Source organism: Ercella succinigenes, from assembly GCF_900002895.1.
The window spans coordinates 41,198-53,316 of sequence record NZ_CDHP01000042.1 but is presented as its reverse complement, the minus strand read 5'-3'; the positions used below and the strand labels follow the sequence as shown (position 1 = coordinate 53,316).

Annotated in this window: 11 protein-coding genes; all 11 read right to left on the bottom strand. The window is 39.8% G+C overall.

The window, feature by feature from the left end; translation table 11 throughout:
• Nucleotides 1-17: 17 nt before the first annotated feature.
• The 11 genes from coaW to AC0KSB_RS10100 all read right to left on the bottom strand — a co-directional run bounded on the left by coaW (nucleotide 18) and on the right by AC0KSB_RS10100 (nucleotide 11,835).
• On the bottom strand, nucleotides 18-842 hold the full coding sequence (coaW, locus tag AC0KSB_RS10150) for a type II pantothenate kinase (protein WP_472308888.1): 825 nt from the start codon (nucleotides 840-842) through the stop codon (nucleotides 18-20).
• Between the two features lie 66 nt (nucleotides 843-908).
• A complete protein-coding gene (locus AC0KSB_RS10145; RefSeq protein WP_472308886.1) occupies nucleotides 909-1,919 on the bottom strand; it encodes a glycosyltransferase family A protein in 1,011 nt (336 codons plus the stop codon).
• A gap of 180 nt (nucleotides 1,920-2,099) precedes the next feature.
• Nucleotides 2,100-2,585, bottom strand: a complete 486-nt coding sequence (locus AC0KSB_RS10140; protein WP_472308884.1) for a cell division protein SepF — start codon at nucleotides 2,583-2,585, stop codon at nucleotides 2,100-2,102.
• A 149-nt stretch (nucleotides 2,586-2,734) separates the two neighbouring features.
• Entirely contained in the window at nucleotides 2,735-3,448 is a 714-nt protein-coding gene (locus AC0KSB_RS10135) for a YggS family pyridoxal phosphate-dependent enzyme (protein ID WP_472308882.1), read from the bottom strand.
• Nucleotides 3,438-4,919 carry a biotin/lipoyl attachment domain-containing protein gene (locus AC0KSB_RS10130; RefSeq protein WP_472308880.1) on the bottom strand — a complete coding sequence of 494 codons (1,482 nt, stop codon included), beginning with the start codon at nucleotides 4,917-4,919 and terminating at the stop codon, nucleotides 3,438-3,440. Before AC0KSB_RS10130 ends, AC0KSB_RS10135 begins: the two co-directional genes overlap by 11 nt.
• The gene (locus AC0KSB_RS10125; RefSeq protein ID WP_472308878.1) at nucleotides 4,916-6,193 is read right to left on the bottom strand and encodes a methionine gamma-lyase family protein; all 1,278 of its coding nucleotides are present in this window, start codon (nucleotides 6,191-6,193) and stop codon (nucleotides 4,916-4,918) included. The genes AC0KSB_RS10130 and AC0KSB_RS10125 overlap by 4 nt, the downstream gene beginning before the upstream one ends.
• Nucleotides 6,190-6,621 carry an acetolactate synthase gene (locus tag AC0KSB_RS10120; protein WP_472308876.1) on the bottom strand — a complete coding sequence of 144 codons (432 nt, stop codon included), beginning with the start codon at nucleotides 6,619-6,621 and terminating at the stop codon, nucleotides 6,190-6,192. The genes AC0KSB_RS10125 and AC0KSB_RS10120 overlap by 4 nt, the downstream gene beginning before the upstream one ends.
• A gap of 15 nt (nucleotides 6,622-6,636) precedes the next feature.
• Nucleotides 6,637-7,242, bottom strand: a complete 606-nt coding sequence (locus AC0KSB_RS10115) for an indolepyruvate oxidoreductase subunit beta (protein WP_472308874.1) — start codon at nucleotides 7,240-7,242, stop codon at nucleotides 6,637-6,639.
• Nucleotides 7,239-9,014 carry an indolepyruvate ferredoxin oxidoreductase subunit alpha gene (iorA, locus tag AC0KSB_RS10110; RefSeq protein WP_472309012.1) on the bottom strand — a complete coding sequence of 592 codons (1,776 nt, stop codon included), beginning with the start codon at nucleotides 9,012-9,014 and terminating at the stop codon, nucleotides 7,239-7,241. The genes AC0KSB_RS10115 and iorA overlap by 4 nt, the downstream gene beginning before the upstream one ends.
• A 56-nt stretch (nucleotides 9,015-9,070) precedes the next feature.
• A complete protein-coding gene (locus tag AC0KSB_RS10105; RefSeq protein ID WP_472308872.1) occupies nucleotides 9,071-10,372 on the bottom strand; it encodes a phenylacetate--CoA ligase family protein in 1,302 nt (433 codons plus the stop codon).
• Complete coding sequence (locus AC0KSB_RS10100; RefSeq protein ID WP_472308870.1) at nucleotides 10,369-11,835, bottom strand: sodium:solute symporter family protein; 1,467 nt, start codon at nucleotides 11,833-11,835, stop codon at nucleotides 10,369-10,371. The genes AC0KSB_RS10105 and AC0KSB_RS10100 overlap by 4 nt, the downstream gene beginning before the upstream one ends.
• Between the last annotated feature and the right edge of the window lie 284 nt (nucleotides 11,836-12,119).

Below are 12,119 nucleotides of genomic sequence, written 5' to 3'. Positions count from 1 at the left end.
ATCATACTATACTTATCTTACAAAGTCTCAGGATTGCATAATGCTGCACCGATCGCAGTTGCAAATTCAGCATGATCCGGTACGATTATATCAATTCCATAGAGTCTGGAAAAGGCTCCAAGTACTCTTTTGCCCTGAGACACAAGAGTCAGATTACCAGTGAATACTATCTGATTTATTTGTTTAAGCCTTGCACAAAGTACGGCCGCAGTGCCAACAGACTGAAAAACAAGATTAACAATACCTAGGGCAATGTCCGAATTTGTCGCTGTATCCGTAACCTTGCCGAAATTTGAAGCAGTTGTATCTGAGGACAATCCTGGTATTTCGCGACGGCTGATATCTCCAATTGTGAGATCAATATGTGCCAGATCACCTGTTTCGGCAAGATCTGTAAACATCTGGAAGTCTCTGACATTAATCATTCGGTTCGATAAACCCAATAAAGTTCCTCCACCGACTCCTGAACCAATAATATGCTCAACCTCCTCCTGACAGGCACTAATAAAAGCAGTTCCCGTGCCCATACTGACAACAATAGCCTGTTCAAGTTCTGAAACGTAAAGACCACCAAGTCCGATCGCCTGAAACTCAGGTGTTTTAATTGCATCTATATTCAGAAGTCTGCCGGTAAGATATGAAGACCCTACACCTGTAACCATTACTCTTTCTACTTCAGAAATATCAATATTGTTTTCGTTCATGAATTTGCCGAAAGCTCCAAAAGCAGAAGCAACAGGATCACTTGCTCTGACCAGAGTCGTTCCAATCAGTTCTTTTTCTTTTAGTCCAACTATTTTGGTTGTACTTCCGCCAATATCCAATCCGATTATTATACCCATTAAGTTCCCCCTGATATGAAAAAACGGCATAAATCAGCCGCTTTTTATGAATTTATGTAATAAAAACTAAGAACTGAATTTAAATATCTTTCTGGCCAGATAAAAGCCCGTTCTGGTAAGCATTCGCCCACTTCTTCCAGGCAGACTTGCAACCCGGTTAATCTGACTTCTTCTTATTTTTTTATACATATTCTGATCATAATTTCTTATGAATGACCAGATTTCAGGTATCTTAGCCAGATTTGCTTCTTCTTTGGAAATAATAAGATGAACAAGACAAATAGCAACCATCATTGATAAATATCTGTACATATAACGTCTGAGTTTTCTATCTGATATATCAGTCTCCAAATGATACAGCGATACAAGCATCTTCGTTACTCTGATCTGCTGATCTATCCTTTTTATCATGTTTACGGTACTCACAGACTGATCCGGCCTGCCAATAAAATACCTGTAAAAATCAACATCAAGATACATCATTTTACCTATATAAGGTAATGGCTGATAAGCAACAACATTATCGACATAAAATGTATGTTCAGGTAAATGAAGACCACAATCACGCAATACCTCAGTACGGTAGATCATGCTGTGCATCAATAAAAGCTGACTTACTCTAAATTTATGAATATGTTCCCAGCCAAATATTTTCTCCTGCGGGAATACATTACGGTAATGAACAGTATGGCTTGTTCCATTATAGAAATACTCGTAAACATAGTTTGTAATCAGCAAATCAAGATCCTGTTGTGTACGCAGACAATCAAGAATTCTTAAATAAGCAGCTTTTTCAATCCAGTCATCACTGTCTACAACCTTGAAAAATTTACCCGTAGCGACCATAAGTCCGCGATTAACAGCAGAACCATGTCCACCATTCTCCTTAACCTCTACTCGAACGATATCAGGATATTTTTCTTTATATTCAAAGGCTATTGCAGATGTCTTATCTGTAGAACCATCATCTACAATTATAATCTCTACATCAGAACCACCGCTAACAAGTGTATCAAGGCATCGGTGCAGGTAATCTTCTGAGTTATATGATGGCACAGCTATAGAAAGAATTTTCATAACATATCCCTCCAGTATCGGTAATTATATCATAAAAGAAATACAGTATATTGATAAAAAACAAAAAATAAAAGGACTATCTCCATATTATCAAGAGATAATCCTTATAGTGTGTTATTAATAAGAAAAATGAATGTAAATTTCACTCTGAAATCAATATCTAAACATCGATTTCAAATTTTATTTTGCATATGAAGACTGCTGTTTAACATAATCCATACTCTGACCGACTATGCCGCCTTCAAGCAAAGAAGTATTTCTTGGTGCAACAACAAAGATGACTGATGAAACAGGCAAAACTTTACCATCAAGAGCATATGCAGCACCTGTAACAAAATCAATTACACGCTGTGCTACCTTAGGATCTATTTTCTCAATATTGCATATAACAGTTTTTCCTGATCTTATATGATCACATGCCTGTTGTGCAGACTCTATGTCTGCCGGTTGCATGATAACAACCTGCTGTTGACTACTGGACTTAAAATCAACTACACGTGATGAAGTTTGTGGACGGCGTATTGTAGAAGTAATAGGTTCTTCTTCCATAGGCTCTTCCTCATATTCTGGTTCATCATAAGAATCCTGTGCATAAGATTCCTCGTATTCATATTCATCTTCAAATCCACCAAAACGATTAAATATTTTGTCTAAAATGGCTGCCATAATGTCACCCTCCAGCTATCTAAGCTTGAACTATAAAGTCATTATAAGTTTGGCATCAATCTGAATCAACCTAAAATACCAAGAGTAAAAGGGCTGTAATCATGCTGCAATCTGAGGTTGCTTATATGTCATTTTTATTACAGGAATTACTAGATACGAGAACCAAAAATAGCTGTACCTATTCTGACATGAGTTGCACCACAGGCAATAGCCTGGCGATAATCCTGACTCATCCCCATTGATAAATGAGAAAAATTACGGTTGTTATATTTAAGCCTAAGCTCGTCAAACAATTCTTTTGTATCTGTAAATATTGGTCTGGTAAGTTCGGGATCTGACATTATAGGAGCCATTGTCATAAGCCCCCTTATCCTGACAAAAGCAAGCTTAGAAAAATTTTCAATATTCTCACAAAGTTCAGAAGCAATAAAACCGTGCTTTGTTTGCTCACCTGAAATATTTACCTGCAAAAGAACATCAGTGACAATGTTCTTTTTTTCGCTACATTTATTTATTTCTTCAAGCAGAGATATCTTATCCACAGAATGAATCAGATGTGCTTTCCCAATAACATATTTGACCTTGTTTTTTTGCAAAGTGCCTATCAGATGCCAGTTGGGTTTCATTCCCATTTGTTCCAGAACATCTATTTTTTCTATCATTTCCTGAACCCTGTTTTCACCAAGATCCTTCAGTCCTAAAGAAACTGCCGCCTGTGCATATTCCGGCGGAAAAAATTTGGAAACACCTATAAGAGTTATCTCTGCAGGATTTCGATTGCAATCAATTGCAGCCTGCATAATTTCATCTCGTATAATTCCGAGTCTGCTTTTCATTTGATCAATGTCTGGTTTAATCTGCAATTAACTCACCTTCCCCGATCGATAATGGATTAACAACCAGAATAGTTGAAATTTCCGGTTTATACTGTGCTGATTCAATAGCTTCAATTATTGCATAATCTCTGTCATGATCAATTATTTTTACCGGACAAATTCGTGTAAAGCCATCAAATACAATCATTATTTCGGCTGTTTTTGCTGATTGATTAAAATCAATCAGAGATACCATCGGAACCTTCATTCCTTCGGTACTCGAAAGAATAAGTTCTGTTTCAATACTTCGGCGGTCGGAAAACCATTCAATTCTTCTATCTGTTTCAAAAGCAAGCATAAGATCATCACCTGTCTGATCAGATCTTATAATTCTGCAGGAAGGAATACTTATGCCATCAGAAGGTATTGAAAGGTCATAATACTCACCGACTTCAAAATTATCAGCTGATGTATTCTCCAGCTTAAATAAAAGTACCTGATTCAAACTGCCGGTTATTCTTAAAACCGGGTCTTCAGTTTCTACTATTTCCGATAGTCTTTGCGAATCAGCTTTTTTATTCAGGTAATCATCAAACTGCTGCGGTGTTACTGTCATAGCTGAAGTCGTATTTAATTCTGCTTCCAGACCATCAAGCTGGAAAGACAAAATTCCGGGAGTCTGGCATATCAAAGTACCTGAATCAAGACCAAGACTTAGTTCAAGCTGGGCTTTACTGTTTTTCAGCTGATCAATTCTGGAATCTCTGAAATCTACGGACAACAGCTTTGTGCTTCTCTGATCAATTAATACAGATAATGAGGTTGAATAATTAGAAATTCCCGAAAGATCATCTCTTGTTATATCGCTTCGAATCAGATTTATAACTGAGGACATTGCTGCATTTGTTTCATCATAAATAGCCCTTGCTCCTGCTCCCTTACCACTATTCATAAGTTCAATCTGCAGATCTACAATATCCTGTTCATATTTTTGCAGTTCTTTGATTTTATCCTCCTGATTGGCCGGGATTATCAAAGCAACCTTCTGCCCTCTTGATATACGGCTGCCCTCAGTTGCTAAAGGTTTAACAATACCTGAAGCAGGAGCGTTAAATACTGTTTCATCTCTGATTATAAGGCCTGTACTTTGAACAGTATGCTCAACAGTACCATGTTGAATAAACATAAAACGAGGTCTTGGTTTTGTTCTGTTCATAACAAGGATAATCATTACTGTTGTAAGCAGCATAATGAAAACTACCAGAATTGACATACCAATAGCACGATTTCTGGCTTTACGACGTTCAATACGCATTAGCCTTTCAACATCAGTTGCAGTACGGGGTTCAAGAACAGGCCTTTTTAAACTATTTTTTTTGCTTAAATTATCAACTGTGCCTTTTCTTCGTTTATTAGTGTTGGCACCATTAGAAGAGCCGGTTCTCAGTCTGTCGTTTTGACTGTATCCTCGGTTTGTTCTATTTGCACTATCTGAAAATGGTGAATTTTTTCTTTTCACACAGTTTTCTCCATTTTCTGCAAAGCCATCATGCAAGCCAACCGGACATTTTCAAAGCATAATCCACCTTGCAAATATGCCGGATAAGGAGTCTTAAGAGGACCATCTGCCGAAAGTTCAATCGATGATCCCTGCACAAAAGCACCGGCTGCCATTATTACCTCACTGTCATAACCAGGCATTGCCCAAGGTTCAGGTCTTACAAAACTGTCAACAGGAGAAGCCTGCTGAACAGCTTGACAAAAATGTACAAGTGCATCGGGATCACCAAACTCTAAAGTTTGAACAATATCTCCTCTAACATCATCAGTTGCCGGATATGTTTTAAATCCTGCCTGTTTAAACATTTCTGCTGCAAATACTGCACCCTTTAAGCTTTCACATACAATATGAGGAGCAAGATAAAAACCTTGCGAAATAATTCTGGAAAAACCCAGGGTTGGTCCCACATGACTGCCCAAACCTGGTGCAGTAAGCCTTGAGGCAACCTTCTCAACCAGATCCTGACGACCAGCCACATATCCACCGGAAGGACAAATGCCTCCACCGGGATTTTTTATAAGAGACCCGGCACATATGTCAGCCCCAACCATGCAAGGCTCCTTTGTTTCAACAAATTCACCATAGCAGTTATCAACCAGAACTATGATTTTTTCTGATTTGGCTTTTACCGTTTTAACAATTTCCTCAATATCATCAGACAGCAACGACCTTCTTGTAGTATATCCTCTTGATTTCTGAACAAATACAAGTTTCGTTTTCTCACTGATTGCAGAGGTTATTGCCTTATGATCAGGAAAGCCTGCAGGAGTTAATTCAATCTGCTTATATTTAATGCCAAAATCTCTTAAAGAACCTGTATCGGTGCCATGCTCATTATCCATACCTATTGTCTGTCTAAGAGTATCGTAAGGCGAACCGGTGACAGACAACATTTCATCACCCGGTCTTAAAAGTGCTGACATACATTGAGAGAGAATCTGTGTGCCTGCACTTATCTGAATACGAACAAGCGCCTTTTCGGCACCAAAAGCCAATGCATATGTCTGCTCTATTTGACTGCGGCTTGTATCATCATAACCATAACCAGTAGTGCCGCCGAACATACTCTCTGATACACCGGCCTCCTGCATTGATTTGATCACACGCAGCTGATTTTCCATTTTAATATTTTCAAGCTTTTTAAATACCGGCAAAACCGCCTGTAAAATCTGTTCCGACAGATCATAGACGGTTTTGCTGATACCAAATTGATTATATGCGGTAAAACTCAAGTTCCGTATACCTCCTTGCTTGACAGCACACGGATACCTGTCTGCTCCAGCTTATCCAGTGCAAGCTGGGGATTTTCAACTCTTATAATTACGATAGCATCACTGGATGAACGTCCTACAAAAGCATATAGATAATCTACTGAAATGGAACCTTCACTTAATGTTTCCAGTGCTTTGTCCAAAGTTCCCGGGTGATCCTCAACTGCAATGGCTATGACATTGGTAGAACTAACAGTAAAGCCATTGTCGGTCAGAGATTTCAATGCAGCTTCCGGTTGATCAACAATCATACGCAGAATTCCATATTCCGTCGTATCTGCAATATAGAGAGCTCTAATATCAATATTATTCTCTCCCAGATTTTTTGTCACCTCTGCCAGACGACCTGATTTATTCTCAAGAAATACCGATATCTGTTTTACCAGCATAGTCTCAACCTCCTGTCATTTTGATTCTATTATAGCAGAACCAAGATCAAAAGCACGTTGATTTATTTCAACAAATTTCTGATTTTTATTTGCAAAGAGTGTTTCTATAGCCTGCTTGAAAATCTCAGGATCAATATCAGTCAGTTTTGACAATGCTCCTGTCATAACAAAGTTTACGGCTCTTACACTACCTGCTTCCGCAGCAATTTTATGTGCGTCAAAAGCATATATTTTAGTACCTTCGTCGGCCAGTTCCTCTATGGACTCAACTATGTTATCAGGATATTCAGCCTGTCCCATCGCTACCGGCATAGGAATAGTACGCCTGGTATTCATGAACAAGGTTCCCCCTTGTTTCAGAAGATATGCCCAGCGCATTCCTTCAAGTTCCTCAAAAGCAAGTATAAAATCTGCGACTCCCGGTTCAATTACAGGAGAATTTACCTTTTCACCAATTCTTACATAAGTTATAACACTGCCGCCTCTTTGTGCCATACCGTGCACTTCAGATACTTTGACATCAAGATTCAGACGGGCGGCAATTAAACCAAAAAGCTTTCCTGCAACCAGAGTTCCCTGACCACCTACCCCGGCCAGAACTATATTCAGAGATTTTTTCATACTTTTACCTCCCCTTTACCAGCTTTAAGAGCATCAAAAGGACAAACCCTTACACAAAGGTTACAGCCATTACAGGTCACCGGATCTATAACCGGATATCCCTCGGCGCCCTTAGTAAGTGCAGGACACATAATTTTGAGACATACTCCGCAGCGTTTACATGTTTCTTCTTCGAGGCTTACAACCTGTTCAGGAGTACCTTTACCTGTAGGGATCAGTGCACATGGCCTACGAGCAATGATAACAGAGACAAAAGGCTCAGCCATCGCTGCAGCAATTTCTTTGCGGCAGACAGCGGTATCCGCCGGATCTATAACACGGATTGATTTAACACCAATCGCGCTGCAAAGAGCCTCAAGATCAACAACAGGTGCAGGCTGCAGATGTATATCCATACCGGTAGAGGGATTCTGCTGATGTCCGGTCATACCTGTAATAGAATTATCAAGAATAATTATTGTGCTTTGACTGCTGTTATAAACACTGTTTATCAGACCATTGACACCTGTATGAAGGAAGGTTGAATCACCTATAACCGCAACAGTTTTCTTAGAAAGTTCGTTATCTGTGGCTTTATCAATACCATGTGCCATACTTACGGAAGCACCCATACATACACAAGCATCCATCGCACTTGTAGGACTAAGAGCACCTAGAGTATAGCAGCCAATATCTCCGCTAACTATTGCCTTGAGTTTGTTAAGAGCCATAAACAGACCTTTATGCGGACAACCGGCACACATTACAGGCGGACGGCCAGGTGCAAAAGGTAAAGCTGACTGGTCAAAAGCCGATACAGGTTGGGGATTATCACTCAACGCTTCCCGAATCATCACCGGGTTATATTCGCCACACAAAGAAAACAGATCTTTGCCTTCGCACTTTATACCTGCGGCACGACATTCATTTTCAATCACAGGATCCAACTCTTCGACTATAACCAAGCGATCGACTGAGTCAGCAAAATTACGGATCAGGTCAAAAGGCAACGGCCAAATCATTCCGAGCTTGAGGACTTTTGCTTCAGGTATTGCTTCTTTAACAAACTGATATGCTATACCACTGGTTATTATACCTATTGAAGATGACCCTTCATCTATCTGGTATAAGCCTTCAACTTTGTCCGCACTTACATCAGCAGCAAGTTGAACCTGCCTTTTTTCTACAAAAGGATGTCTTTTTATAGCCATCGCCGGCATCATGACATTCTTTTGCATATTTTTCTCATAAGGAATGCGCTTGATTTCAAGAGGTTCACCTGTCTGAGTAAGAGTTCTTGAATGAGAAATACGCGTTGACAAACGTATCATAACAGGGGTATCGTACTGCTCCGATAAATCAAAAGCTTTTTTGGTAAAATCCAGACATTCCTGACTATCTGAAGGCTCAAGCATTGGTAATTTGGCAGCTCTTGCATAATTTCTGCTATCTTGCTCATTTTGTGAACTATGCATACCTGGATCATCAGCAACAACAATCACCAGACCACCGGAAACACCTGTATAAGAAACAGTAAAAAGAGGATCGGCAGCAACATTAAGACCTACATGCTTCATACAGCTCATAGCTCTAACACCTGCTATACTCGCTCCTATGGCCACTTCAAGACCAACCTTTTCATTAGGAGCCCATTCACTGTAGATACGTTCGTATCCTGACACAGCCTGGGTTATTTCGGTACTAGGCGTACCGGGATAGGACGACACAACTTTGACTCCGGCTTCATATGCGCCGCGGGCAATGGCTTCATTGCCAAGTAAAATCTCTTTCAAATCACTCACCTGTTCCCTTTCATAAAAAATTCCAATCTATAACATTTACCCTTAACTCAAAAACATTTTTCTCTCTTATCAAGAACTCTTTTGGATTTACCAGCAGTCCGTTCCAAGGTCTGTGGATTAAGCAGAGTAACTCTAACATCTATCTGCAGTACGGTTCTGATCTTATGTCGTATCTCATTAATCAGGCTTTCAAGTCCGGCATAGCTTTCCAGCTTCTGTCCATCAATCAATTCTACCTGGACTTCCATTTTATCCATATAGTGTTCCGTAGTAACAATAATCTGATAATGCGGGCCGATTCCTTCAACAGTCATTAAAACAGATTCAATCTGTGAAGGAAATACATTTACTCCTCTGATTACCATCATATCATCACAACGACCCTTGACCAGATCCATTCTCACATTGGTTCTGCCACAGGCACAAGGTTCAGAAGTCAGTCTGGAAATATCCTTCGTCCTATAACGTATCATAGGTATTCCTTCTTTGGTAAGTGTAGTAAATACCAGTTCACCTTGTTCTCCCTCAGGTAAAACTTCTCCTGTAGCAGGATCGATTATTTCAGGGAAGAAATGATCCTCATTTATGTGCATGCCTTTGTTTTCCAGACATTCATAAGAAACACCAGGACCGCATAATTCTGTTAGACCATAATTCTGAGTATCCACGATTCCTAACTTTTGTTCGATCAGTTCACGCATTTGCGGAGTATGACCTTCACCGCCAAATAAGCCGGTCTTTAGTTTCAAATCATCAGGCGTAATACCTGCCTGATCCATAACCTCGGATAAATGAAGCACATAAGAAGGGGTAGCAATTAATGCTGTAGTACCAAAATCCTGCATAAACATAAGTTGTCTTTCAGAATTACCGCTGGAAGCGGGAACAACGGTTGCTCCAACTCTCTCGATACCATAATGCATACCGAAACCACCGGTAAACATGCCATAGCCAAAAGCAATCTGACAAATATCATCTTCACCAATTCCTGCAGCAGAAGCAACACGGGCACAACAATCAGTCCATACTTCCATATCATTTTTGGTATAACCAACTACAATTGGTTTACCGGTAGTACCAGAAGATGCATGAAATCTAACAATATCTTTCTGCGGGCTTGCAAACAAACCATATGGATAATGGTCACGCAAATCATTTTTCACAGTTACTGGCAAAAGAGAGATATCCTTTAATTCCCTGATATGCTCAGGTCTTACTCCCATCTCTTCCATTTTACTACGGTAAAACGGAACCTTATCCCAGACTCTGTTAACAACCTGCTGCAAACGCTCAAGCTGCAGAGACTTCATTTCACTGCGACTCATTTTTTCTGCTGAATTCCAGATCATAATACTTTCGCTCCTTCAGGTATTTTTGACCATTTCTGTGATATCAAACTAGCCAGAGGTGTTACGCATAATGAAACACCCATAGCCAGAACAGCCAGTCTAGGAGACCAGCTGGTAGCTGTTTGAGAATTTTGCATAAAGGCTGCAGCCGCACCGATCAAAACAGTCATCAGACCGCTTACCATACCAGCCGTTGCCCCGAAACGAGTTATTTTTTTACTGTAAAGCCCCCAGATATAAGGGCCTATGAATGAACCGGACACCGCCCCCCATGAAAAAGCCATCAAAGTTACGATCGCACTTGGAATAACGGCAACCAGCCAGGAAACAAAAACAAAGCCTATAGAAAGCAGACGCAATATTTTCATATTATCTTTTTTCAATATAGTTTTGCTGAAAACAGGCGCAGAAACAAGAACAATCGAAGCCAGCGTAGACATTGACGCCGAAAGCATCAGGACAACAAGAACAGCCAAAAATTCAGGTGTAAGAAGATTTTCAAAAATTAATGGCATCAATGTATCAAGATTATCACCCTGTTCAAAACCCAGATTCAGTTTATGATTAAGGATTCTGGAAAAACCACCCATGAAATAAGCACCACCACCGATAATAATTGCAAAAACAGTGCTCATTATAGTAGCCTTGTGAGCAGTCTTACGGTCGCGTATACCTTTGAATTTTGAAACCATCTGAGGCAATCCCAGTGTACCTACACTTGTCATCAGCAGCAGAATCATCAAATCAAAGGGCTGCGCGCCCAGCGGAGTAGCTAAAGCTCCTGAAGCTACGCCTTCTACCTGCTCAGCAGCAAGTTCAATTTTACCCTGTTGATAACCGCCTACAATATCAAGAACTTTCCAGACCATATAGCCTGTACCAAACAACATTACAATCCCCTGTATAAGACTGTTAACTGCAGTCGATATATAGCCACCAAAATATAGATATACAGCTGTGATAACAGCCATCAGCAACATACTTAATTCCAGATGCTCTAAAGGAGTTCCAGCGAAAAACCTTACAAAAATATGTCCTAATCCCTGATAAACTGATGCAGAATAAGGAATCAGAAAAACAAAAATAATTAAAGCTGAAAATTTCTCAAGTCCTTTACTTTCATATCTCCTGCCAAAAAAATCAGCCATATTATTAACATTCAAGGCATGTGAAATTCTTCTGGTGCGGTCGGCCAGAAGAAGCCAGGCCAACAAACTGCCTATTATTGCATTGCCAATACCTATCCAGGTCGAAGCAAGACCGAAAGACCAACCGTATCTGCCGGCATAACCTACAAATACAACAGCCGAAAAATACGTCGTTCCATAAGAAAAAGCAGAAAGCCATGGTCCCATTTTACGGCCACCAAGCACGAAATCATCAGTAGTTTTGACCTTACGGCTGCTAATAATACCAACCGTAATCATAATAAACATAAATGTTCCAAGAATAAAATACTGCATCAAATTGTCCTTCCGTACTACAAAATTAAATGTCTAAATCTAAAAAAGCAAAAGCCTGTAATAATTTAGCAAAACCATGTCAAAAATCAAAGTCAGTATTAATAGTCAAAGTTTAAGCTTATCGCTACTATTCGCTACTAAAAGATAAAAAAACAACCGCTACAGACAATACTGTAACAGACGCTACCCAAATACTATAACCGCAAATTACAAATTTGGCAATCGGTGACAAGGGATGCCACACAGCAAATTTGATAATTGCTTACAGAATTGGAGTCATCGAT